Genomic DNA, 23,568 nt, shown 5'->3' with positions numbered 1-23,568 from the left:
TTGGGGAATAGGTTAACGGTAGACCCACGGACTCTGACTCCGTTAGTCCTGGTTCGAATCCAGGTTCCCCAGCCAACTCGCCTCCCAGAAGCTTTGAAATCCGCGGGATCCATGGCCGTTCGGTTGGTCATCGTTTCACGTCGAATCGGCCTTCCACAAGTGGTGTCCACAACTGATGTCCAGAGCTGGTGTCCATCCGGCCAGGACGAGCGGAGCACGGGCCGATGGGACTGCGCAGACTTCAGATCGAAAACCTCGTTCTCAGGGGCCGACTCTTCTACTGGCGGGCCCGCATTCCCGTCAGATTCGCGTCGGCGACAGGTAACGGCAGACTTTCACTGAGCCTTAGGCTCTCCGACCGTAAGAAGGCGTCCGTGGTGGCGCGGCGGCTCAACGCCCTGCTGTTGCAGCTCGAACTGATGCCGATGGCGAGAATGGCGACGAAGGACCAGCTGACCAAAATCTTTGCGCTTGAGATCGATGCCATGCGCGACGAGATCGAGGCGCTCGACCGTTCTGCCAGGCGCAGGGGCACGCTCCGCGATCCAGAGCATCGGGAAGCCGACCGCCAGGTCGGATGGGCCTACCGCCTGCTGCACGCCTACGGCACGACGGTGGAGCTTTCCTTCGATGACGGCAGCGAAGTCCATGCAGCACTGCTCGAAGCCGGCGCGGAACCAGGCGACATTCCCTTCATCGCATCGACATATCGATCGGAGCGACAGGGCGCACTGTCCGATCGCGAAGGCCGCACGAGAAGCCCTTTCCTGCGTGACGTTCTTCACCGCATGGGCCAGGTCGGTCTCGACGACACCGCCCTCAACCGCGACGCCGCGAGCGAAGAGATGTATCGCGCACGGGCCGACGCGCTGCTGGCATCCGCCGTCGATCCGAGGAAGCCGAAACTGTCGGGAGGCGCGCAGGAGCCAGAGCGAGCACCGATAGACGCCATCCCCGTCGCTCCGCCTGCGAAGCCCAGGTTGCTATGGAACGCCGACCCTGAGGAAGCGGCCGTAGTGCCAGTTGCTGCTGTTCGGCAGGTCACACCTTCGATTCCGCCGACATCAGCCGCAACTGCAAGCGATCCGGTCGAACCATCGAAGCCAGCTCCCGCTCTGGCCGTAGCTTCCAGCAAGACCAAGGCGCGCAAGGACCTGCCGCTCTCCGGCTTCGACGAGCAGGTGGAGAAGCTTGTCGCCAACAATCAGGACCAATGGGAAGAGGACACCGCCTCAGACGTCCGGGTCCTCGTCGGCATTTTCCGCGGCATCCTCGAAGAACACGGCGTGACGCATTCCGGCGAGATTACCCAGGAACACGTCGCCGCCCTTCGCCAGCATTTCAATCACATACTTCCCAACTATGGTCGCAGCCCGCGCCTCCGCAGGCTGTCTCCCCATCAGCTTCGCGAGGAAAGTCGTAGAGTAGCCGACGATGCTGAAAAGGACGGCAGGACGATCAGGCTCGGACTGAAGCCAGCGACGATCCGCCGACACCTAGGAAACTTGGACCATTTCCTGAAGCACCTGCGATCGTCACACTTTATGGTGCCTGAATGGACGTTCGAAGGGCTGCGTCCGAGGAAGCCGCCAAAGGGCGAGGTCAGGCTTCAGCAGGTGAAGCCTGGTCCCGACGACGTACGGCCAGTCTTCGATATGCCGATCTTCAAGGGACGGGAGCGCGCAGAAAAGCCTGACGTTCCGGGAGACCTTGTCTTCCATGGCTCGTTGTATTTCCTGCCGATGCTCTACTCCTATCTCGGGCCGCGCCGAAACGAATTTACGGGCCTGCTAGTGGACGAGATCGTTGAGAGGGACGGGCACTGGGCGATCCAGATCAAAGCGAACGCAGTGCGGCGCATCAAGAACGCGCAGTCACATCGGTTGCTGCCCGTGCCGGACGAACTGTTGCGCCTGAAATTCATTGAGTATGTGCAACGGCTCAAGGAACTTGGTCACACGCGGCTCTTCCCCGAACTGCACTCGCCCTATCTCAAGCGTAACGATCCGGGGGATCGCTTCTACAAGGATTTCGTTCCGGTAGCGCAGCGTTGCCTCCCGGGCGTCCTGTGGGAGAGACCCATTCATGCCCTGCGCCATGGGTTTGCCGATACGCTGAAGAATGCGGGCGTTTCCGAAGGCGTCATCGAAGATCTTTCCGGGCGACTGGGCGAGACGGAGACGGCAACGCGGTACACCAACCCAACGGGTTTGGCGCTGCTGCGGCTCATCATTTCGCGCTACCCGGTGATTACCGGACATCTGGAGCCGCAACCAATCCAATTACTTCCCTGGGTGGAGCAGAAGCTCCCGCCGCCTTGGGCTGGAAAGAAGAGCGGCGATCGGTTTGGCGACAAGCGCGGAACGCGGCCTAAGAAGAGCGCTCACAAGAAATGATTGCGGGATAGAGCGCCGCCAGACGACGTGCCCTATGGTCAAAAGGTAGTGGTTTGTCGGCAGCTCAATCCGCGATCTGGCCCGTGGACCCAGCCCAACGAGTGTTGTCCCCAATTCCATCTGGCACCTGCAGGTGTTTGGCGGACGCGTCGTTTGGGCAGATGCAAACGGAGTTTGTCCAGCTCCTGGTCGGCAGCCTTCGGCATGCATTTCGCCTTGCAAGACCGGGATCAATGACTTCGCAACGGGTGACAGCTCGTCGGCACACGCATTTGATCGCGCAGCATGTCGAGCCAAGTTGCTGGCAACGCAAAACAAATCAGAAAAATTTGCGCTATTCGGATTCTGATCTTTCGCACAGCGATTCAGAAGTCTCAGCAAGCGATTCAGCATTCGAGAACGTCGTTACATGGCAAACGGCGTTTGTCGCTTGCATGGCCAGACGCCACCATTGTCCTGCACCATGATGAGGAGGATGACGATGGCGCGGAGAGACGAGAGACTGGAGAAGCAGCGGATTTATCAGCGCGAATACCGAGAAAAACGCAGGGTGGAGCGGGCTCCCGATCGTGACGATATCGCGAGGGCCATGCTGCGCTACATGATCGTGACGGCGCTGCGGCGCGGCAACGACCGGCTGCTGAGCAGAGTGATCGCGGAGGTGTCGCGACAACTCATCGACCAAGGTTTCAAGGCCGAGGCAACGCGCGCCGCTTGGGACGGCCTGCTCGAGCGCTATGAGGATGGCTGGGATTTCTTCCCGAAGCCGCATCTGAGGCGGCACGAAGTCGACGCCACTGGCGATGGATCCGGGGACTGACCAAGAGGCCCCCCTTCGTCGCTTCGTTGTCGGGCCTGGTATTGTTGTCGTCCGGCAATCCGATTTCGACTTTGACGAAGGCGCGGCTGCATGGCCTGTTATTCGGCCGCACCTTCCTGGGCACGGTATCGCTGCGGCAAACGGCGTTTACATGGCCTTGTTGGTTCTCCCCCCATTACTTCGTCAAACGGCGTTTTCGGCACCACCGATTCAAGACTCGGCATTTTCGTTGCCGCTATCGGACATCAGTGCCGCAAGCTCATCGCCATCGAGCGTACCAACAGTCAGGAGCGCGTCGGCGATCATCTGGACCGATGGACGATGGCACCGGATGAGCTCGCGCGCCTGGCGATAGGCATATTCGAGCCGGTCGTTGACGCGGATGGCGAGTTCCGTCCCGTCTACCAGTTGGGCAAACTTTGCCTTGGTCTGCCTGTGGAGCAGTGGCATCTGCTTCGAGAAACCCAACGTCGTTTCCATCGCCAATGCTAGGTCGGTGGCAAGGCTGAGGTCGCTTCGCGGTGAACCGCCGGCTCCGGCCGACACGCTTCCCAGAAGCTCTTCTTCTGCGGCACGACCGGCCAGCTTCGTGACGATCTGGGCGTTGATGCCCGCCTCTGTCTGGGCGACGAGACTGTAGGTCTCGCCTTCGACATGCCCACCATGGGGACCATCGATTGTGACTGTGTCGATCCGGGCGGTGCCGAGCGCCATATGCGCAACGACATGGCCGGCTTCGTGGATTGCCATTCGCCGTCGCAGGCTCTCGGGCCGGACAGGTTTGGTAGCAGCAAGCCTCGCCTGCAGATCGCCGAAGCTCAGTCGGCGACGTTCGCGGCGGGCGTTCTGGCGCGCTTCACGCACGATCCGCTCGACATCGGCACCGGTTAGCCCACTCGCCTGACGTGCGAGGGTGTGCAGGACAGCCTGACTGTCACCATCAATCATATGCGTCGGCAATCTCTTCTCCATAACCCTTTGCACCTTCTCCCTTCACCCCTCTTTTCATTTCCCGTTGGTCCCCTACCCCTAGGAATTGGCTGCAACTCCGCTTGGCCGACCGAGGCGATAAAAGCGCGAGCGTGTCCGGGCCCAGGACTGGTCGTGAGCCACAAGCACAAGATCGGATGTTGCAATCAGTCTGCCGGTGCCGGTCAGGATGGGGTGACCGGACGACAGGCCGGCCAGATAGGGAACCGAGTGCTCGGCAACGACCCAATGATCGAGGATGGGCGCTCCGGCAGCCAGTTCCTTGGGATCGGCGCCATTGCGGATTTTCTCCATATCAGCAGCAAGGGTGACCAGGCGGTCGGCCTCGCGTTCGAAACGAGGGTCATAGCGGCCGGTCTGTGGGTCGAACATCAACATGTGTCAGGGGCGCTCCTGTTGAGTGGGCGTCGTGCTTGATTCAGTCGGTTGTCGCTTTTTCTTGGGTGGAATCAGCAGGTGCAGCTTTGTGCCGCGAGGCACTCACCTTGATCATGGCTAGAATCGTGCCCGTTTGCTCACTCTGCAGCGCTTGCGACGATGGCTTCGAGATCGTCACCAAGATGATGGCGCAGGATGCCGGCCAGGGCCGCGATGTCGGGCGGCGGGATGTTGATGTGCCTCTCGAGCCGACCTGACCGCAGCAGCGCCGGGTCGATCACCTGCGGGTTGTTAGTTGCCGCGACGACGATGACGCCCGGAGTTTTGACGGCGCCATCAAGCAGTTCGAGACCTCTGTTGACGACTGATGTCCAGTACTGGTCCCACTCGCCTCTCCGTTCGCGGCTACCGATCCCGTCGATCTCGTCAATGAAGACAATCCTCGGCTTCATTGGTTCCGCTTCGGCAAAAGTTGCGCTCATGCGCCTCAGCACATCACCTAGGTATCCCGGCTCCAGCCATGTCGCCACCGATGTTGCAACCAGCGGCACCTGAAGGCTGTTGCACAAGGCGCGGGCAAACATCGTCTTGCCAGTGCCTGGTGATCCCGACAGCAAGATCCTCGTACTCATCTCTTGCCAGGCGAGTTCGCCAGCCCGCCACAGCTCCAGGTCCTCTTTGAGCGACAAAGCCCAATCGACCGCTTCGCCATATCCGGCGAGCGTTTCGATGCGTGGAATGAACTGATCCGATGTCGTGCCGCCCGGCACGCAGGGCTGGATGACATCGGTGCCGCTGCCAGAGTCGCGGCCTGGCTTGCGCTTCACAATGCCCCCCGCGATAGAGTGCCCAGTACTCCCTTCCCCGCCCGCTTCCTGCTTCACCCGGAAGCGTCGGCGTCCAAGTTCACCAAGCAGTTCGAAAGCACGGGCCGGCGACTGGCCCGGACGGATGGCAAGCGCGAGATCCGAAAGCGAAAGCGCCGCAGTATGTTCGGGAACAAGATGACCATCATGGCTCGAGCCCAGAACTGCCAGGAGCGTGTTCATCACGATGGCAGGTGTCAGCGGCCCGCAATCGAGTCTAACAACAGCGATCCGTCGCAGAACCTCGGGGATTACCCGTCCACGCTCAGAGATACCGATGACCGGATAACCGCTTTCGGCCGCGAACCCGAGTTGGCGATCCCGCCAGTCGCCGTCGTCATCGAGTTCCGACGCTTTGAAGACGATTGCATGCCATCTTGGATCTTTGGCCCGCGAGAAGCGAAGCGACCCGGATCGCGAGAGCTCACTACCCTCACAAACAGCAACCCGTCCAGGCACGATCGCACCGCCCGCGACCAGGCCCAGGAAGATCTCCTCGAAGCCTTCGACTTCGGCCGTGACCGCGACAATAGGCGAAAGCGTCGAAAGGACTGCCGCGATCTCCGCTGGCGGCAGATCATTCCTGCCTGCAGCCTGCGCGATCAGAAGTGCGGCTGCGACATCGCCGGCCCGCAAAGGCATGGCTGAAGCTCGAACGGCGTCAACCAGCGCACGCACCTGGTGCACAAGCCGAGGGCTGATCTTACCATCGGCATCGGCCTGCGAGGTCCCGTCGCCGCCCCGGGTTCCCTCGGTGCGCATCTTCACCGAGGTGGTGCGGAAAAAATCGTCGCTGTCATCGCTGCGCCTTACGCGCCCGGCGGCGCTGCTGCGACGGATCATCCACAGCGCGTCTTCCGCTGATTTCCCCGATACCAGCGGCCCGACAGCAAAACCGCGCGGCCCGGCGCAAGACCCACGGTCTGCCTGATCTTCCGGGAGCATGCGCAGAATCCCGCTGGCAACCGCGTCGTGGACAGCTTCACTGGCCGCCCGGCGTCCGATCCGCCGGACAAAATATCTGGCGAGACGCGCCTCCATCATCGGCCGCCCTCCTCCGCCGACAACTGTGGCTTCGGATCCAGCAGCCCGAGGTCGCCAAGCCACTCAGCGACTGAGCGGCATGCCGGATCGCCTGCCTCGACAGCCTTAGTAAGGCGGTCGCAGACCGAGACCGGCAGCGACACGCTATGCGTGAGCGCCGAACGGGCAAAGTGAACAGCAAGGCCAACGATCACAGCCGGATCGTCGGCAGCTTTAAGGCGGCAGTGGCATGACGTCATTAGCCCGGCCCGGGCTAGCCGAGTGCATTCCGGGCTATGGCCGAGCAGTTCAAGCACCGTTTGGATAGAGCTGACCCTCCGTCCCGGAGAGTTCTGAGCAGAGGCCGCGCCAACGTCTCCAGTATGCGGAAGCGACTGTTTACCAAGACCGTGCAGTGCTTGTCGGATCACACGTCGATCACGGGACGATGGGCTCGCGACTGTGCCGGTGGGATCACTGACTGGCGACGTAAACGCTGGATCGGGGCGCGGCACCGGATTGTTGGGATGGGGCTCGTACATAGGCAAGAAATCTCCCGCCCGCGGCGGAGCCACGGGTACAGCTGGAACAAGAATGGTGGGTGTTGGCGCTGACGCCGCGCGCGGTAGGCAATTCAGACCTATCGATGCGGCCTAATGTCAGAGCCCCAACCTCAGGCAAACTTTGCCTGAGGTGCAAAAGCGGGCCGTCGCCCGATGGCGCTACCAGGAGCTGACCGGGATGATCAGGCACTCATAGTGATCGCGCGATCTTGCACCGGTGGAACCAAGGAGTCCGCCCAGGCTGACCGGTGCAACCGCCTCACTGAACAAAATCGAGTCGATGTCGACGGTGCCGCCAAAATGCTCGGAGGCTTTGCCGATCATGTATGCTGAGATAGAGGTCTTCATAGCCCTGCTCTTCCTTTCCAAGGGATCTGGGTCAGGCCTTCGATGGTGCGCTAACACCGTCGAGGGCCGTCTTGTCCGGCTGATTTGGCCGAAGCAGAATCATCCTGGCAGGATCCGCGGGAGATCTGAGCCCTTAAAATGCAGGCCTGAAAAAAATTGCGATCGTAGAGTTAAGATTGGGCTCTCGCGGGCCAGATGTGCGGATGGCATACTTGGTCGTGGGGCACGACCGGTTTGTCATGGAAGCCTCGATAGTGTCCGGACCAAGGAGACGGATCGGCCCGGAGAGAACCAGGCCGATCGAACTTGAACAGTATCAGCGAGCATCGGCGGTGATTATCGCGGCGCTGGCACCGCAATCTGCGAGACACCGCTATTCGTCGTCAAATGCACATCAACGTCTGGGCGGATGTTGATGGCGTCCACAGCCGCCGACAGGACCTCCAAGCTGTTTTGCTTTGTTGCCTTAGCCCCCCGATCCGCTTTGGCGACAGCTACCCTTGTGCGCGATTTTTTCTCCGACTTGGTGCGCTTGGCGATGGCCGCCTTTGCCATCTCAGCGATGACGGCAGCGGCCTTCTCTGCCCGATCGCCGACCAGCCACTCGAGCTGCGGCACTACCGTATCGGAGAGCCAAGTTCCGATATCGGCAGCCAGCGGCCATCCCTCGTAGTCACCGAGTTTCTCGAGCATCTCCCAAAGCTTGTACCAGTCATCATCATGGCTGAGCGGCTCCACATCCACCTCCTGATCGCCATCACCTGCAGGCCGCGCCAGCCAGATCAATGACTCCAACTGCTTCTGCAGCAGGCGCGCGGGATGAATGAGCGGCCGCATAGTGACATCTTTGGGTACTTTCTTGCCCCGCCGATGCGGTTCGAGTGCAATGTGGATTGCCCTAAGGACATTGACGGCCGTATCCATCATCGCGGCGATCCCACAGGTGGTTTTCTCGGCGATCTGCGCTTTCAGGCCTGCGACACCGCCTCTTGAAACGGCCCGCTTTTCCGCCTCCGGCTCGCTGCCTTCGCGAAGGATCGCCTTGACCTCTTTCACAGCGAACTTCCGGCCTGCCTCCTGCTGTGACAGCAGATCGTCGATGCGATCCGGCCGGGCGCTTGCCATCAAATACAGTGTGCTCGGCTTTATGCACAGACTCTCGACACGCGACCGATACGGGCCCAGAACACGGTGAACCGCGACGTAGTTCTCCGCGCCGCGGCGTGAAAGGTTGAGAATCTTCTTGGCCCACTTGGCAAAGGTTGCCTGATCAGGCGCCGCTTCCCGCACCTCATGGATGACCGCGCCGTATTCATAGACATGCGATGTCTCGAGCCGGCCAAGAGCGGCCAACCGCACGCGGGCCGCTTCCAGAGCGGGAACGGCCTCGGCGGGGATTCCGAGACCGGAATAATCGGGAGCTTCGCCCGCTCCCGACGCTACGATGGAGGGCGGGACGATTGCCGCGCGCGCGTTCTTTCTTCCACGCGAGGGTACCTCGATGTGGAAGCTTGCGGGAAGCGGCGTTGCGTCGGCAAGGTCGTTCGCAGGGGTATGCTTTGCCATGGAAAACTCCTTGGATGGCGTTTCAGATTGCATCTGAGGAATTGCGGAAAGAAAATCCTCGATAGCAATTCATTATGCCAACAAGTACGCAGTTGGTCAAAACACGTAATACTTAAAGACATAGTAAACGTAGAAATTGTAAACGCTATAAACATCTGTATTCTCGTCTATTGATGTAACTTTCAACTTTCTTGCTTTTATTGATGAAATTCCTCGTCAATGATTACCATCATTCTATTGTGAAGATCGGAGGTCATGAGTAATTCTTGGCGCGACCATGGCTTGGCGACCTTAAACGGCTGACCAATCGATACCTTTTCAAAGAAATGTTCGCGTGGATTTGCGGCGCCACCCAAGCACGGTGCCAACCAGGGCAAACTTTGCCTGACATTCATGGAAATGGTCACGCCATCGGCACGACCAGGCGAAGCTTCCGTCCTCACGGCATTTCCGCGACACGCCCGCGCTGCCCGCCGCTCAGCAGCATAATTGGACAAAACGCAACTGCTTCGGTCACCCATCACCCTGCTGCTTGCGCCCTGACTTGGACGACGTCACAATACAACCTTGCAGAAGGTGTCGCCGCCCATGAAAAAACCTGCAACCGGAGCGGATCTTTACACTCGGTTCTCGCGCGATGGTCCGCCAAGTGACCTGGCACTCAATCCGCCGGCCGAGAAGCCGTATCGGGCGCCCGACTTGGAAGAAGCTCTCTCCAAGCAGGGTGAAGGTCTGCCCACCTTGAACAACGCACCTCGGCAGGTCGGCATAGGCGCCGACTTGAAGAGCCAGGACGAATAACTTGTCATCTTGCTTGACACCAGATGCAAACGGTCGGCCTCTAGCGCCATGTGTCCTGTTTGGGGCCGGAAACTGTCTGTCGATTTTCGATCACGTGTGGTGATTAACTGCCATTCCGCAGGGCCGGAAGGCCGGCCTCGTAACGACGGAGCGGCGTGGTTGGCTCGGTGTCTATCCAACAAGCGTCCATTGCCTTGCAGACGGACGCCACTCGCCCCGGCTGCGCAACTCCGACCAGTTCCGCCGGAGCGGATCAGCTCACCACCTTCAGGGTCAATATTCGAGCCGTTTGACAAGCAGGATAAGGGCCCTCAAGGTTCGAAATCCATGAGCGCCTGAATGCAGCTCGATCATGCTGACCGCCCAAGAGCTTCGAAATTCAATCCACCGGGATTGTGACAAGGCGCCGGACTGGGAGGACACCAGGAAGATGAAGGACCGTGAAGATTTCCTGGCTTGGGTGAAGACCCCGCTGTACCAAGCCGAGCTTGCCCTCCACAATGGCGACCCGGCACCACGCCGCGCGCTCTGGTCTCATCGTGAGCCGGTCAGCGTTCTCGGCGCGTGGCGCAACGCAAACGGTCTGGCCGAGGTCGAAGACCTTTTTGTCTATCTGGGAAAGAGCTTCTCGAACTGCACGTCCTTCGTCTTCGAGCTGCAGGCGTACGACGTGATCGGCGACATGGCCTACACGGCTGGACTGGAGCGCACGTCCGTCTCGGTCGACGGCAAGCCTCGCACATACACATTGCGTGTCACCCAGGTCTATCGCCGGGAAGACGGTGAGTGGAGAGTCGTCCACCGCCATGGAGACACCGTGACCGAATGATGGCGGATGGTTTCCCCATGGCGGAGGAGGCCTGACGAGGCTGATAATGTGGCTAATTAAACGGCGCGCCCAGACGGGTCTGCCGCCCTGGGGCGATACCCCCGCGCCTTGGGGTTTGAAATCATTGAGCAGGCGGCCAAACCCAAGACCTCGTCAGGCTTGCTTTCACCATAGGCCCCCGAGACGCGCGAATGGCATTGCGGCCTGCGGCGCATGAGGGCCGCGCCTACAGGCCGGATACATGGCCGCACCAACCAGCCAAGCAACACTCGAAGAACCGGAGGGCCGTCCATACACGGCCCCATGCCCGTCGCCCGCACAGCGCCGAGCGATCACAACAGACACAAATGCCAACAGGCTAGCATCGGCGTCGGTGCAGACTGCGTCCGCCTAGTATTCGTGTGTCTCGACGAGCCGAGCGACCACGGCCGTTGGCTGACCGATCTTTGCTGGGGCTTTCTCAGGATCGGGCCACACCTTGGAGCGCAAGACATCGAGGAATCCCTGCGCCGACGCAGACTCGTCGAAGTCGGCGTCCAATAGCACACGCTTGTCGTCATCGACCGGGCGAAAGATGCGATAGCGACGCATGCCATGGGCCGCTCGGCCGGCCTGGTCTTGTGAGAATGCGTGCCTCCAGAGATCGTAGTCGCGAACCTGAATGTCGATTTTGAGTGTCGTAGTCATGAAGAAGCCTCCTGTGTTATCATGACACTGACGGTGAATTAATGTGAGTACCATTGTAGCGAAATGACCGAAACTGTCAAGTCCGTACGTTCCTATTCATCTGCCCGACGACAGGATGCCGCCGAGGCTACCAGGCGTGTAATTTTGGAAGCAGCCAGGCGGCTCTTCGAACGGGATGGCTATGTGGCTGCGTCGATGCAGGCGATTGCGAACGAAGCGAATGTGGCTACCAAGACCGTCTATCTCGTTTTTGGCAGCAAGGCGGATCTGCTGCGCGCAGTATGGGCGAACCGCCTCGCTCCCGGAGAGGCAAACGTTCCCGTGCTTGAACGCACTTGGTACAAGCAGGTACTGAAGGATGGCGATCCGCGACAGAAACTTCGGTTGATGGTCGAGCATTCGGTGTCGGTAAAAAGCCGATCTGCGCGGCTCATCGAGGTGATCCGCAGCGCGACGGCCGACAATGACGTGCGCGCGTTGTGGAATGAGATCGACACAAAACTACACGATGTTGCCGAAGAATTCGTCAAGCAACTCTCAGCGTTGGATGCTCTTCGGTCCGGTGTAACAGTTCGCGAAGCGGCGGATGCGCTATGGGCTCTCAATCACCCGACCGTCTGGCAACTGCTCGTGGCAGAGCAAGGTTGGACGACAACGGCGTACGCGATCTGGATCGAGCGCACGCTTGCCGCTGAACTCCTACGGGCCAGTTAGCAAACCGCGCCCTCCATCTCGATGTCTGCTTTCATTTCGTGGCGACGGGGGCTTCCAACGACTGCTATGGGGGCGCGTTGCTGAATACTGCCCCTCCATCTCTAGCGGGGCAGTCCGTCTCAGATCTCCGTCGTCTCGGCCAGAGTCAACGCGTCATCGATATCTACCCAAGATATCGAACTGTGTTTTCGATCTTGGTGTGTCCAAGCAATATCTGGATAGCTCGGAGGTTACCGGTCGCCTTGTAGATCGGGGCAGCCTTGGTACGACGGAGCAAATGCGTTCCGTATTCGTCGGGGCGCAGTCCAATCGCTCGAACCCATTCATCGACTAATCGCGCGTACCGTCGCGTGCTTAGATGCCCTTCGCGCTCAACTCGGCTTGGGAACGCGTAATCGTCGGTACTACCACTACGGCGTTCGAGCCAAGCAAGCAGACTTGTCCGCGTGTCTCCGATGATCTCGAACTGGACGGGCCGACCGGTCTTCTGCTGGATCACCATTGATCAGGTGCGTAATGCGTTGCCGAAAACGGAATGTCCGCGTTCAGAAGAGTTCGTCAGAAAGCAGCCGTGCCGCATATGATCCGCTGGTGACCTCGCGGGCCGTGGGCGCTCTATTGCATGAGCCGAGGAACGCCCTAGTCTTCTCGTGCCCGCCGGATATGAGATGGGGGGAGCGGGCACATCCCGTCCCTCTCATATACTGGGCTGCGGCGCTGGCCTCTCGCCAAAAGACGACACCGCCTTCTCCTTGAGTTGGCGGAACTGACGCGACGCCTCTGAGAGCCTGTAGTCCCATTCGGGATCGGGCGTCTGGCCCTCGATTGTCTTGAAATAGACCTGCATCAGCGAGGCGATGGCGAAGGGCTCCACGAAAGCGGCCTTCAGCGCCCAGGCGAAGACGATGGCCAGCACGAAGCCCCAGCCGCTTAAATGACCTGGCAGGAAGTAGACGACCGCGCCCGCCGGCGCCAGCATGAGCAGGAAGATGACGAAGGTGGTACCCCACAGGATCAGCGCCAGCCACACAGCGTTCTTGACCATCTTCGCGCCGTTCTGGGCGTAAAGCACGACGCCCTGCCGAGCGGTCTCGAAGGGCGAGGAGGATTCGATGCGAATATTGTAGCCGAGGATAATCTCGTCGACATAGGTCAGCGAAATACGGATGACCGTATTGGCGAAGCGCACCAACCCGTCCAGTCCCGGAATGGGCAGGAAGGCAGCGATGCCGCCGAGCAGGCCGGTGACGGCGCGGATCGCGCCCTTCACCAGTTGGTCGACGACGAAGAGGATATTGGCTTCGGCGAAGCGCTGCGTGACGACCGCTTTCGCGTAGGCGATCTGCCCCTGCCCGCCCGGCACATCGCGACCGTCGATCAGATGCACCATGACGGCGATATGGCCGGCCTTCAGCACATAGAGGATGTATTCGCGCAGCCAGTAGACGACGATGGAAACCAAGGCGAAGCCGGCGATGCCGCCAAAGAAAGCAGCTCCTTCCGGCCCGCCATCGGCGAAGATGTGGCCGACGCCCCAGCCGACGCCGGCGCCTGTTCCGGTCGCGGCGACATAAGCCAGCGTCATGGCAAAATAGACGACCATGCGGAAAAGGATGAACGGCCAAGTCCTGAACATGATCGCCACGGACCTGCCGATGGAGAAATCCCACATCACTTTACACTCCGGCAATGAGACAAAGCTGCAGGATCGCCCGCAGGGTCATCATGGACGTATGGAAATGCCCTATCATTCGAACCGGAGAATCCTCACGGAATTGATTTGCAGTCCCTGGTCATGAACTCGATGGACAAATTGTCGGTTTGCGAAGGCAGCTTGTCGAGATAGACCAGCTTCATCGAAACGAAGGGCTCCAGCGCCCCTGAACCATCATTGCGCAGGAATGTGATGGTGGCGGTGGCATGGACCGGCACTGGAGCCGCGCTGGCCGGGCCTTTCTCCATGCAGCTCATCGCAAACATCGAGTATAGGCTGGGGTCCGGATTAGACTTCATCCGGCCGGCCACGCAAATGTCGATCGCCTTGAGATCGGGCATGATGGTCTTGATGTCGCCCGCGCCATCTATGACGACGGGCGGATCTGGCTTTTCATATGTGTGGGAAGACGCCGGCACATTGAAATCCGTATGCGGCCCCTTGACGGTAAGCGTGCCGCTTGCGCCGCCGTCATAAGTCACGTTCATCGTGCCGGTGTCCCAGCCGGGTATGATGATGGTTTCTCCCTGGCATTCTATCCTTGCCGGTTCCGCGAGCGCGGATGAAGCGGCAAGACACCAGAAGGTTGTCGTAAGGAACCGTCGCATTGGTTTGCCTTTCATTCCACGTGTTGCAGCCCGTTGCTTGTCGAGATCGTCTCCCCTGCCCTCGCTATTGCGCGACCAGCTCAACCCGGCGGTTCTTGGCCCGGCCTTCCTCGGTATCGTTGGATTCGATCGGGCGAGACAAACCCGCTCCCTCGAACGACAGCCGGGCCGCATCCACACCGTAACCGCCCACGAGCGCGGCCGAAACGTTTGCGGCACGGCGGGTGGAGAGGTCCAGATTGTGATCGGCGGAACCGGTATTGTCGGTGTGGCCGACGATCTTGAGGCGCAACGAAGGTTTCTCGGCCAGAACCTTGGCAATGGCATCGAGGGCGAGTTTCGATTCCGGCTTCACCGTGTCCTGGTCGGTATCGAAGAGGATGCCGTAGAGATTGGCGCTGCCTTGCGCTTCCAGCGAAGCCGAAAGGTTGGATGTGTCGGCCGGCATTGCGATCTTGCCGGGTTCCATACCCTTGGCTTCCGCAATCCGCAGGAAAGCGACCGTCCTGTCCTTGTCCTCGCCGCTCATGACGCTGGCATAGACGGTGCCTTCCGGCCGATCTAGCCTGGCCAGAACGTAGCGCGCGTGATCGGCATAGGCTGTCGATACGCCATTGGTCGGATCGAGTTGTTCGCCCAGCAGATAGAGATCGCGCAGGTTTCCGGCCAAGCACGCCTGGTCGGCACAGGAAAAGACGATCGCAAAGCCCTTGTCCTTGAAGTTCGCCTCGTAGTTGGTCTCCACCTCCAGGGACGATGTGCCAGGCGCGAGTTCGTAGCGTATCTCGCTCGCCTTCCCTTGCTGCTTGAGCCACTCGGCCCCGGACCTGTCCTTGGTGGCGTTGCGTTCGAGCAGCGCGCCATAGTCATGCGGGGCGCGCAGGAACACCAGCTCGTCGAAATCCTTCGCCTTGCAATAGGCGATGGTCGAGCCCTGGAAGCGGCCCAGCAGCGGATTGTCCTTGCAGCCGTCGGCGTCTTGTGCCTGGGCAAGCAAGGGCGAGAGCATGATGCCCAGCACCACCAGCCAAAGCCTTGCAGCGATCCTAATCGGCGACACATTCATCTCCTTCGACATGGAAACCTTCCTTGCACGGTACGCAGCGGCCGTTCTCGAGGTGATCGTTGTGCGAGCAGGAGAAGCCGTCGTCCCCTGCGCCCCCCTCTCCCTCCACCGGAGGAAATTCGCTCTTTCGGCATTTGCCGTTGGCGAACTCCGTCCCCTCGTGGCAGATCCTGTTCTTTTTCTTGCCCTGCCTGTCGGGAACGCATTCCTCGCCGTTCCAGTGATAGCCAAAGACACATCCGCCACTGCCGCGCTTGCGGGCTTTCCGGTCCCTTACGCAGTCCTCACCGTCCCAACGCATGCCGTCGGGACATTCGGCCCTGTCCGTTCGGTTTTTCAGCCGCAGTACGCAGTCCTCGCCATCCCAGAGGAAGCCGCGCGGGCAACCGATGGACAAATCCAGTCCGATCTGTGCCAACCTTTGCAGCGAAGCAGCACCATGCAGGTTGCCGACGTCGCCTTCCCTTGCCTGTAACGAGCAAGCGCCCTCCCCGCACTGGGCTGCCTGGGACATTGGCGCCTGAACGAATGACATGAAGGCCGCGACCACCATGCCAGCCAGTCGCGCGAAAGCCGGGCTTCTCATCGACGCAACCTCCCGGCAGCAGCTTTGCCCCTTTCAGTTGACACGAACGATGCATTGACCATCCGCACCCTCCTTCGTGCCGCTCGGGCATACGCAGCGACCGTTCGATCCGAGCACCTTGTCGCCCGTGCATTGCGGCGGAGCCGGCCGCTGAGGTTGAGGTTGTGGCTGCGGCTGCTCGACCGGGACCACCTCGCAATAAGCACCGTATTTGTTTGGCTTGCTCAGAACCCTGTAGCCGGGCGGACAATCATGCTGCTGCGCCGGCGCCGGGTTGCTTGTGCCGCCTCCACCAGGCTGCTGATCGTAAGGCTTACGGCATCTGTGACCGTTGAATTCGTAACCGGGCGGACAGCAATTCGGATAGGTGCCGTTCGGACGGTTCGACGGACAGGACTGCCCCTCCTGTGGTTGCTCGCGGAGCCTGCGGCACGCGCCATCCCTGAACTGAGTGCCCTCGGGGCAGCAGTTCGGATAAGTGCCGTTCGGCCGGTTCGGTGGACACGATTGCTCCTCCTGCGGTTGCTCGCGAAGCCTGCGGCACGCGCCATTCCTGAACTGGGTGCCTTCGGGGCAGCAGTTCGGATACGTCCCGATCGGGCGGCTGGCGGGGCAGGCCCGCTCCTGAGCCGACCTCGGCAAGCGGCATTTGCCGTTGCGGTATTCCGTGCCCTGTGGACAGCAATTGGGGTAGGCGCCCACCGGCCGGTCGGCCGGACAGATGGCGGGCGCCTGCTTCTGTTGCCTGACCTTGTCCGGCACACAAGCCTTACCTTCCGTATGCGTCCCGCGCGGGCAAGCGACACATTTTCCGGTTCGCGCATCCTTCACCAGGCCGCCGCCGCATTTCACTTCGACGGGCGCGGCTTGCGCATTGCGACACTTGCCGTTTCTGTATTCGGTGCCTTGCGGGCAACAGTTGGGGTAGGTCCCGACCGGCCGGGCGGCGGGACAGACTTTGATCTCTTCGGGTGCCGGCTGCATACTCGTGTTGAAGCCGCCGCTTCCGGGTCCCGTCGCGCATGCCTTGCCGGTCCAATTGCTATTGGGCGGGCAGGCGCACAGACCGTTGCCGGCCAGCACCATGCCGAATTTGCAGGCCGCTGAAGGCGTCACCAGGACCGGAGCAGGCTCGGGCGCCGGCTGCATGCTGGTGTTGAAGCCGCCGCTTCCGGGTCCAGCCGCGCATGCCTTGCCGGTCCAACTGCTATTGGGCGGGCAGGCACACAGACCGCTGCTGGCGAGCACCATGCCGAATTTGCAGGCCGCTGGAGGCGTCACCAGAACCGGCGCAGGCTCGGGCGCCGGTTGCATGCTGGTGTTGAAGCCGCCGCTTCCCTCGCCGCTGCATGTCTTTCCGTTCCATTTCGTACCAGGAGGACATGCGCAGATTCCATTGGTCGGGATCATGCCGGCCTGGCAGGTCGATACAGGCGGCAATGCCGCCACGGTCACGCAGGACTGCGCGCCTTGCGCACCTGACCCGTCGGAAACATCGGCGCAATTCGAAAACTGCTTCGACGACGCATCGCCAGGCAGGCGCACCACCATCTTGAAGTTGCGCGGGCCGAACGGACTGCCTTCGGGTGCGTCGAGGTCGAGGCGGACGGGTCCCAGCGACGTGCAGGAGAAGGGAATCTGCGTCGGCTGTGCCGCGCATGGCAGCGGGGGCGTGATCGAAACGATCTGCGCCGAGGATAGCCCTGACAGCTTGTCCGAGATTGTGACCGGTGCATTGTGGTCGATCGGCCCCGGATTGAACAGCCTGATGGTGAAATTGCAATCCCCGCCAAGCGCACAGGACTGGTCGCCGGTCTTGGTGACCTTGACGTTGAAGGGATCGAGCGTGTACTGGGCGCAGCGGCGCAAGCCGTCGCCGATCGTGCCGTCGGCCACCTTAAGGGTCGCGCAGTTCTGGACGGTGGCGTTCTTCTTCCAGCCTGGCCCCGGAGTCACCCAAATCGGGACCGAGACGTTCGCACCACCGAAGCCGATCGCTTGTTTCTTGAAGGTGCACTTCAGGTGGCGCACATCAAGTTTCTGACAATCCCAGTCCGGATCAGCCGCCATCTCTAGCCCAGCCGGCTGAGACTGCGGCTTCCCCCCTGCGCCGCTTTCGGGAACTTCGTCGATGAACTCGATCGGTCCGGTGTATTGCGGGCCGTCATTGGTGACGATGACGTCGTATTTGCAAGGGCCGTTTATGGTGCATTTGAGATCCGCCACCGCCACGAACAGCGACATCTTTGGACGGAACGGATTAGCTTCCTTGATCGTGACACAGCGACTGCGGGCCTCCCTGTCGAACGGGCTGGGATTGCCGTTGGCGGCGGGGTTGTAGTCGATACAGTTTGTGTAACTCGGGGAAACCGTCCCAGTCTTGATCAACACCCTACCGCCGAGCGATTGGCCTGGTTCCAGCGAGGCCTTCGCGTTCGAGATGCAGGCGAGCGAGGGCTTGGCGGTGCGGAAGCACTGGAAGTCGCCGTCGATGGTTTCGATGGTGGTATCGGCATTGAGTGGCTTGAAATCCTCCTCGATGACGAAGGGCCCAGGAGCGGCATCGTTGCCGACATTCTTCAGCACGATCGCGAAGGCACAACTCGGCACGCAGGTTTGCGCCGCCGTGAATTTCTGCGCCTGCAGCAGCGGGCCTCTGACGAGCGGAATGGTGGCGCATTGGTTCTCGCCGCCGGCGAAGGAGGCGCAGCTCTTGATGGCGGTGGCCATCGTTCCATTGCCGGGCTTGAACGTCATCGGCACCGCGATGCTCTTGCCCGGTGGAACCTTGATCGATTTCATCGAGGTGCAGGTGACGTCGTTGCCGTCCTTCTTGCAGGTGATCGAGCCGAGTACGCCAGCAGGATCATTGCCCGACGCTTCGCCTCCGCCTTCCATCGTGATGTTGGGGAAGGCGCTGCCGTCCGGCTGCGAAAGATGAACGGTGAAGGAAACAGGTCCGTCGAACGCCGGCGCATCAGCGGGGTTGTTAAGCGATGTGACGAAGGCACAGCCGCCGCCTATGTCCGAGCACTGCCCCACCGCCGGATTGTTCGCCAGCGCAAGGTTGTTGTGCTGGACCGGAGCCGGCGCCTGCAGCGGTGCGGTCGCACAGGAGGACGTTTGCGCTCCCTCAAGCGTGGCGCAGTTCTTCATCTCCTTGATAGCGCCGATGCCTTTGCCGAGGTCGGCAAAAAGTGTGATGTTGATGGAATCCTTTGCCGCGAGCGCAATCAGAGGGCTAGAGCAAGCGAAACCCTGTCGCTGCTTTGCGCACTCGAATTTGTGATCGGCCGTGGCCGAGACGGTCGCGCTGCCGAAGAGCCCTCCATCGCCCGTCACATCATCCCTGAACATGAACTGCCCTTTGACCTCGGCATCGCTCGTGTTGGTGACGGTGATATTGAACTTGCACCGGTTGTCGACGCAGGGCTCGTTGCTGAATGTTTTCACCAGGCTCAGAGGCCCTGCGTTCGAAGTCTGCGGCTGTCCGGGTTTCGGAATGACCTTGCCGCCACCGCCGTCCGGATCCTTGATCGCAACGATGGCGCATTGCTCGGGCGCAGGCTCCGGCGGCTGATTGCCGGCCTGATCGCCTGGCTTGTTGCCACCGCCGCCGCCCGCGCCGGGATCGGGATTGCCCTTGTTGGCGAGTTGCGCCTTGCAGGCATCGAGCTTCTTTTGCATGTCCTGCTTGACAGCCTGATTGGCCCCCGGCTTCTGAAGGCAGATGTTTGTTGCGTTCTCAACCGTCAGGGCCGGAACGGCGTCCTTGCAGCTGATCGCCTTCATCTGGTCGTTCAGCGCCATCACGTCCCTGGCGAAGCCGGAACAGGCCTCCTTGTTTTTGTTTCCGGCCGCGCATTGGGCGAGCCCGTCGGCGCGCGCCTTGTTTTCCGCCTCGAACGCGGGATCGGCGGTGCTGGCGCGCGCCATGCAGAAATCGATATGCGCCTGCCTGTCGCTCGACCAGCGCCCCTGTGGGCCTGTCGGCGCACAGCCCTGGTTGGCGAGTGCGGCTGCCGACTGAAGCGCTCCGTCGGCATAGCCCTCGCAGAATTTGCTGCTTTTGCAGACAAACCAGTCCCCCTGGTTGACGAAGGTATCGCGAACGCCGGCCTTGTTGACATGATTGCCCGCGACCTTGCCGTCGGCGCCGATGGTGCCTTCGTAGTGGCCGGTGTCGCCACTTGCCACCTTCCACTTCACGTCCAGAACGAACTTGTTTCCGGACAGAGTGCCGGTGACCGTGCCGGAAATGGCCGCGCCGCCATCCTTCGGAAAATAGGACACCCGCCCGCCAGTGACGACGCCGTTTGCATCGACCGCCATCTGGCCGAAGCGGATCTCCAGGCCGTTGCTTTGGCGGATGACGAACCCGCCATTCTTGACGCCCCATTGCGTACAGTCCTGCGCGACGCCATTGACGCCGCCAATGTTGCCGCCAGGATTGTCGATCAAATGCAGCAGACCGGCTCCCCTTGCAAAAGGTTCCGGGCGGAAGCTCGCAAAGCTCATCAGCGGATTTCTAGCCGAAGGCTTCAACAGCATGGCCTTTTTCTGAGGCACGGCCGGCGGGACCGCCGCCGCGGGTCTCACGGCGCAATTCTTCAGGCTGGTGGTGCCGTCGGGCAGATCGAGGTCCAGGGTCAGGGTTAGGGTTTTCGTCTCGTGCGGGCCAAGCCCGCTGGCGGCATTGCCGAAGGTGCAATTGAAGGGCGGTCCACCCTTCTCACAAGCAAACAGGTCAGGTAGCGGTGCGTCGGGAAGCTTTGCTCCCGCGACATTTGGCATATCCGTGAACGGAATGGGACCAGGCACCGCCACGTCGGTAATGTTGGTCAGCGTGATCTCGAAGGTGCAGGGGCCGACAAGCGGACAACTCGCCGGGCCTTTCTTCGTGATGACCACGGGGCCGGTCTGCATCGGCGCATTCGGATCGAGTGGAATTGAGGCGCAAGCCGGAGCCTGCGGCTGGTCCTGTCCTGCTTGCGGCAGGCCCGGCTGGTTCCGATCCGCCTGAGGTGCGTCAGGCTCGGGCAACTTGTTGTTCAGCGGCTCGTCGAAGGCAATCGCAGCCGTCGCCTCGCCCGCCAGCGGTCCGAAGGTGACGGCGGCCTTGGTCTGCACGAAATCCGCAGCGCCGCCCTCGGTCGTATCGATGGAAAAGGCAACCCGCACGGTGCGGCTTTCGCCCGGCGGCAGAGTGAGTTCCGGCTGTTGGCAATCGAGTTCCCTGCCATCGGGCTGGCATTGCAGCCCCGCCGGCAGGGTCATGCTCTGCGGCGAATTTTTCGCCTGGCTTTGCGTTCCGACCGCCAAGGTCTGTATGACCCTGAAAGGTCCCGTGACGGGGTTCGGACTTTTGTTGGTGACCTTGACCTCGAACTCGCAGGTCCCGGCCTTCGGCGAGCATTGGGCCGGCACGCCCGAGGCCTGCACGACCAGGCCTCCCGCATCACTGGCGGTCGGCGGCGGCAGCGCGACCTGCTGCTTTTTCGCTTCCGGCTTCTGCTCGTTTTGGACCTCCGGCGGCGCTTGGTGGTCGATGGCGACGCAGTTCTTGACCTCCTTGACATCCGCCGGCGTGTTGGGTGCGAAGACCACGTGCATGTCGAGCTTGCCGTTGGCAGGCACCGGACCCGGATGCGTACAGGTAAAAGGCGCTACGTTGCTGCACTGCCAGGGAGCACTGGGTTGACCCGTGAGTGCGGCCTGCGGCGCTTCGATCATCTCGTTGACGACGATCGGGCCAAATACCTCCGCCCCGCTATTGTGGATTTCTATGTCGAAGGCGCAGCCACCCTTGGGCGAGCATTTCGCAACCGCGGCGGTCTTGACCAAGGTTAGCTTCCCGGTCTGATCACCGCCTTTGTCAATGGGCGGAAAAGTGGGTTTTCCGCCGTCACCCTTGGCCACGCCCGGAAAGCCAGTTCCTCCGCCGCCAGTGGCGACGCCCGGAAAACCGGGCTGTCCGCCGCCCGCCACGCCGGGAAACTGCGCTCCCCCGGAAGCCAGAGGTGGGAAGCCGCCGGGCTCTCCGCACTGCGAGAGGACGGCCACGCCACCGGCATGGCCACGCGCCTCGGCATCGTCCTGGCTGGGGTCGAGGGCGACGAAGGCAGTTGGAATATCCGCGCCCGCGGCCTTCTGGAATCGGCTTGCCTCGCCGATCTGCAGTCCGTGAACTGTCTTTTGCCGATTGAGGAGATCGCCCGAAGCCACCAATGTCGCCCCGCACGATGCGGGATCGAGACTGCCGTCCTGTCGGTAGGCATATTGCAATGCGAGCCCGCCACTGCCATCGCGCCGCTCCTGCGATTGTCCGACCGGATAAGTGAGAGTATCGAGTTGCCAGGCCGACGCTGCCTGCGCATCGTCCGGCCGCTGAGGTTCATAGCGAATGACATCGGCTGGGCCATTGGCGACAAATGCGCCATAGTCACCGGTGCTTTGCGTGGCACCGCGGATCGCAAGGATCATGCCGCCTTGATTGTCGAAGGCGATCGTCGCGATCGTACCTTGCTCATCGACACCGACCTCAATGCGCGCGTCCTGCAGGAACGAGCCGTCATCGGCGAGGCCCACGGACCAAATCTCCGGCCCCTTGGCTACTGCGTAGTAGAGCCGCCTGTCGTGAACCGCCATCGCATCGATGCGGCGGGCGCTTTGCGTAAAACCCCAGGTCGCCGGGTTGGTCGTATCGAAATCGGGAGACGCGATATCGAGCCGCTTTCCGTCGTCCGCCACGCTTTCCCTGCCGGCCTGCGGCTCACCTTGCATCCCGTGATCGAACTGGGCGACATCTTCGCCGATGCTTGCGCCTTTCAGCTGATGAATGATGCCGGTATCGAGGTCTGAGGCGTAGAGCGAACGGCTGATGGGATCGAAGGCAAGACCACCTATGCCGGGGCCACTGTTTGCCAACCCGTTACTGCCGAGCTCCGCATACAATCTCGCCGCGCCCGTGACGCTGTCGATCTTCCAGATCGCTCCGGCACCGCCGCCTGGCGCCTTGCCGAACAATCCGTCCATGAAGCGGGCACCAGGAGCGCCTCTCATCAGCCGGTCGGGTTGCCCATCGCCATCACTATCGGGACCGACAATGTAGAGACCGAAGGCTGATGTCGCGGCCGCATAGAGGCCGGGCGTACCGCGCTCATCCGCGGGAAACTGGTCGAAAACCAGTGCGAAGACGTGGCCGATTTCCCCGGCCTTGAATTCCTTGCGCAGCGGCATGTCCAATTGCTGACCGGCCAGAGGCTCGGTGGTGCGAGCCCCGTCATAGATGCGCAGCGTGGTGCCCTCGGGGTCGATCACCGTCTTGGTGAGCGGATCCAGGCCCGGACGCAGTCCTTGGCCTTGGAGCTTCACACCGGCAAAGCCGGACGCCGCGATGTCACCTGGCTTCAGCACATTCACCGCGGCAGCAGCCGCAACATCGTCGGCGTATCCTACAGACGGTTGCAGCAGAACCGCGACCAGCAGGGCAATCCCAAGTTGGAAAGCGAGGCGGCAAGCTTTTGCGGCCGACCAAGATCCGGAACGAATGCCGGAAAACTGTTCGATGCGAAGCGTCTTCGTCATAGCCATTTGCCTCTTGGGCTTGCGTC

The 23,568-nt window shown here is 61.3% G+C and carries 17 protein-coding genes, 1 tRNA gene and 1 pseudogene; 6 read left to right on the top strand and 13 right to left on the bottom strand.

All coding sequences use genetic code 11. The features are described 5' to 3' along the window. Window position 1: 1 nt before the first annotated feature. The 3 genes from QFZ88_RS00425 (at window position 2) to QFZ88_RS00415 (ending at window position 3,216) form a co-directional block, all read left to right on the top strand. Window positions 2-75: transfer RNA gene (locus tag QFZ88_RS00425), tRNA-Gln, on the top strand. Window positions 76-224: 149 nt separating this feature from the next. Further along, window positions 225-2,396 carry a DUF6538 domain-containing protein gene (locus QFZ88_RS00420; protein WP_024923992.1) on the top strand — a complete coding sequence of 724 codons (2,172 nt, stop codon included), beginning with the start codon at window positions 225-227 and terminating at the stop codon, window positions 2,394-2,396. A 475-nt stretch (window positions 2,397-2,871) separates the two neighbouring features. Beyond that, window positions 2,872-3,216, top strand: coding sequence for a hypothetical protein (locus QFZ88_RS00415; RefSeq protein ID WP_139116482.1), 345 nt, complete (start codon window positions 2,872-2,874; stop codon window positions 3,214-3,216). Window positions 3,217-3,426: 210 nt separating this feature from the next. On the opposite strand, the gene QFZ88_RS00410 is transcribed toward QFZ88_RS00415, so the two are convergent. From QFZ88_RS00410 to QFZ88_RS00385, 6 genes are all read right to left on the bottom strand, one after another. Next, window positions 3,427-4,164: an ATP-dependent Zn protease gene (locus QFZ88_RS00410; protein WP_161777459.1), complete on the bottom strand. Its 738-nt coding sequence runs from the start codon at window positions 4,162-4,164 to the stop codon at window positions 3,427-3,429. Window positions 4,165-4,245: 81 nt separating this feature from the next. Next, window positions 4,246-4,584, bottom strand: a complete 339-nt coding sequence (locus QFZ88_RS00405) for a DUF6634 family protein (protein ID WP_024923989.1) — start codon at window positions 4,582-4,584, stop codon at window positions 4,246-4,248. A 137-nt stretch (window positions 4,585-4,721) separates the two neighbouring features. After that, a complete protein-coding gene (locus tag QFZ88_RS00400) occupies window positions 4,722-6,494 on the bottom strand; it encodes an AAA family ATPase (RefSeq protein WP_024923988.1) in 1,773 nt (590 codons plus the stop codon). 701 nt (window positions 6,495-7,195) lie between these two features. Next, window positions 7,196-7,384, bottom strand: a complete 189-nt coding sequence (locus QFZ88_RS00395) for a hypothetical protein (RefSeq protein ID WP_024923987.1) — start codon at window positions 7,382-7,384, stop codon at window positions 7,196-7,198. A gap of 336 nt (window positions 7,385-7,720) precedes the next feature. Continuing rightward, window positions 7,721-8,950 (bottom strand): hypothetical protein, encoded by a 1,230-nt coding sequence (locus QFZ88_RS00390; protein WP_024927296.1) that lies wholly within the window; start codon window positions 8,948-8,950, stop codon window positions 7,721-7,723. 197 nt (window positions 8,951-9,147) lie between these two features. Next, window positions 9,148-9,393 (bottom strand): hypothetical protein, encoded by a 246-nt coding sequence (locus QFZ88_RS00385; protein WP_139116483.1) that lies wholly within the window; start codon window positions 9,391-9,393, stop codon window positions 9,148-9,150. 145 nt (window positions 9,394-9,538) lie between these two features. On the opposite strand from QFZ88_RS00385, the gene QFZ88_RS00380 reads away from it, so the two are divergent. Beyond that, the gene (locus tag QFZ88_RS00380; RefSeq protein WP_024923985.1) at window positions 9,539-9,751 is read left to right on the top strand and encodes a hypothetical protein; all 213 of its coding nucleotides are present in this window, start codon (window positions 9,539-9,541) and stop codon (window positions 9,749-9,751) included. A gap of 352 nt (window positions 9,752-10,103) precedes the next feature. Then, window positions 10,104-10,580 carry a nuclear transport factor 2 family protein gene (locus tag QFZ88_RS00375; protein WP_244431311.1) on the top strand — a complete coding sequence of 159 codons (477 nt, stop codon included), beginning with the start codon at window positions 10,104-10,106 and terminating at the stop codon, window positions 10,578-10,580. 390 nt (window positions 10,581-10,970) lie between these two features. On the opposite strand, the gene QFZ88_RS00370 is transcribed toward QFZ88_RS00375, so the two are convergent. Next, entirely contained in the window at window positions 10,971-11,267 is a 297-nt protein-coding gene (locus QFZ88_RS00370; protein WP_024923983.1) for a hypothetical protein, read from the bottom strand. A 63-nt stretch (window positions 11,268-11,330) separates the two neighbouring features. Here QFZ88_RS00370 and QFZ88_RS00365 point away from each other — a divergent pair, with 63 nt between their 5' ends. Further along, entirely contained in the window at window positions 11,331-11,981 is a 651-nt protein-coding gene (locus QFZ88_RS00365) for a TetR/AcrR family transcriptional regulator (RefSeq protein WP_024923982.1), read from the top strand. 119 nt (window positions 11,982-12,100) lie between these two features. Here QFZ88_RS00365 and QFZ88_RS00360 read toward each other — a convergent pair. From QFZ88_RS00360 to QFZ88_RS00335, 6 genes and pseudogenes are all read right to left on the bottom strand, one after another. After that, a pseudogene (locus QFZ88_RS00360) lies at window positions 12,101-12,561 on the bottom strand (tyrosine-type recombinase/integrase). 117 nt (window positions 12,562-12,678) lie between these two features. Further along, complete coding sequence (locus tag QFZ88_RS00355) at window positions 12,679-13,653, bottom strand: hypothetical protein (protein WP_024923981.1); 975 nt, start codon at window positions 13,651-13,653, stop codon at window positions 12,679-12,681. A gap of 95 nt (window positions 13,654-13,748) precedes the next feature. Continuing rightward, window positions 13,749-14,387, bottom strand: coding sequence for a hypothetical protein (locus tag QFZ88_RS00350; protein ID WP_139116484.1), 639 nt, complete (start codon window positions 14,385-14,387; stop codon window positions 13,749-13,751). Next, window positions 14,368-15,381: an OmpA family protein gene (locus QFZ88_RS00345; RefSeq protein ID WP_024927297.1), complete on the bottom strand. Its 1,014-nt coding sequence runs from the start codon at window positions 15,379-15,381 to the stop codon at window positions 14,368-14,370. The genes QFZ88_RS00350 and QFZ88_RS00345 overlap by 20 nt, the downstream gene beginning before the upstream one ends. Further along, entirely contained in the window at window positions 15,350-15,955 is a 606-nt protein-coding gene (locus QFZ88_RS00340; protein WP_139116485.1) for a hypothetical protein, read from the bottom strand. Before QFZ88_RS00340 ends, QFZ88_RS00345 begins: the two co-directional genes overlap by 32 nt. A gap of 33 nt (window positions 15,956-15,988) precedes the next feature. Beyond that, window positions 15,989-23,542 (bottom strand): hypothetical protein, encoded by a 7,554-nt coding sequence (locus QFZ88_RS00335; protein ID WP_024923977.1) that lies wholly within the window; start codon window positions 23,540-23,542, stop codon window positions 15,989-15,991. Between the last annotated feature and the right edge of the window lie 26 nt (window positions 23,543-23,568).

Source organism: Mesorhizobium sp. YL-MeA3-2017 (assembly GCF_030814575.1).
Taxonomy (GTDB): domain Bacteria; phylum Pseudomonadota; class Alphaproteobacteria; order Rhizobiales; family Rhizobiaceae; genus Mesorhizobium; species Mesorhizobium terrae.
This window is presented reverse-complemented; position numbering and strand designations above follow the sequence as displayed.

What these genes read in the sequence shown, in the direction of transcription:
- QFZ88_RS00355 (WP_024923981.1), bottom strand. Translation starts at nt 13,653, where the DNA reads ATGTGGGATTTCTCCATCGGCAGGTCCGTGGCGATCATGTTCAGGACT.
- QFZ88_RS00420 (WP_024923992.1), top strand. Translation starts at nt 225, where the DNA reads ATGGGACTGCGCAGACTTCAGATCGAAAACCTCGTTCTCAGGGGCCGA.
- QFZ88_RS00395 (WP_024923987.1), bottom strand. Translation starts at nt 7,384, where the DNA reads ATGAAGACCTCTATCTCAGCATACATGATCGGCAAAGCCTCCGAGCAT.
- QFZ88_RS00390 (WP_024927296.1), bottom strand. Translation starts at nt 8,950, where the DNA reads ATGGCAAAGCATACCCCTGCGAACGACCTTGCCGACGCAACGCCGCTT.
- QFZ88_RS00370 (WP_024923983.1), bottom strand. Translation starts at nt 11,267, where the DNA reads ATGACTACGACACTCAAAATCGACATTCAGGTTCGCGACTACGATCTC.
- QFZ88_RS00335 (WP_024923977.1), bottom strand. Translation starts at nt 23,542, where the DNA reads ATGACGAAGACGCTTCGCATCGAACAGTTTTCCGGCATTCGTTCCGGA.
- QFZ88_RS00365 (WP_024923982.1), top strand. Translation starts at nt 11,331, where the DNA reads ATGACCGAAACTGTCAAGTCCGTACGTTCCTATTCATCTGCCCGACGA.
- QFZ88_RS00345 (WP_024927297.1), bottom strand. Translation starts at nt 15,381, where the DNA reads ATGTCGAAGGAGATGAATGTGTCGCCGATTAGGATCGCTGCAAGGCTT.
- QFZ88_RS00380 (WP_024923985.1), top strand. Translation starts at nt 9,539, where the DNA reads ATGAAAAAACCTGCAACCGGAGCGGATCTTTACACTCGGTTCTCGCGC.
- QFZ88_RS00375 (WP_244431311.1), top strand. Translation starts at nt 10,104, where the DNA reads ATGCTGACCGCCCAAGAGCTTCGAAATTCAATCCACCGGGATTGTGAC.
- QFZ88_RS00400 (WP_024923988.1), bottom strand. Translation starts at nt 6,494, where the DNA reads ATGATGGAGGCGCGTCTCGCCAGATATTTTGTCCGGCGGATCGGACGC.
- QFZ88_RS00410 (WP_161777459.1), bottom strand. Translation starts at nt 4,164, where the DNA reads ATGATTGATGGTGACAGTCAGGCTGTCCTGCACACCCTCGCACGTCAG.
- QFZ88_RS00415 (WP_139116482.1), top strand. Translation starts at nt 2,872, where the DNA reads ATGACGATGGCGCGGAGAGACGAGAGACTGGAGAAGCAGCGGATTTAT.
- QFZ88_RS00340 (WP_139116485.1), bottom strand. Translation starts at nt 15,955, where the DNA reads ATGAGAAGCCCGGCTTTCGCGCGACTGGCTGGCATGGTGGTCGCGGCC.
- QFZ88_RS00405 (WP_024923989.1), bottom strand. Translation starts at nt 4,584, where the DNA reads ATGTTGATGTTCGACCCACAGACCGGCCGCTATGACCCTCGTTTCGAA.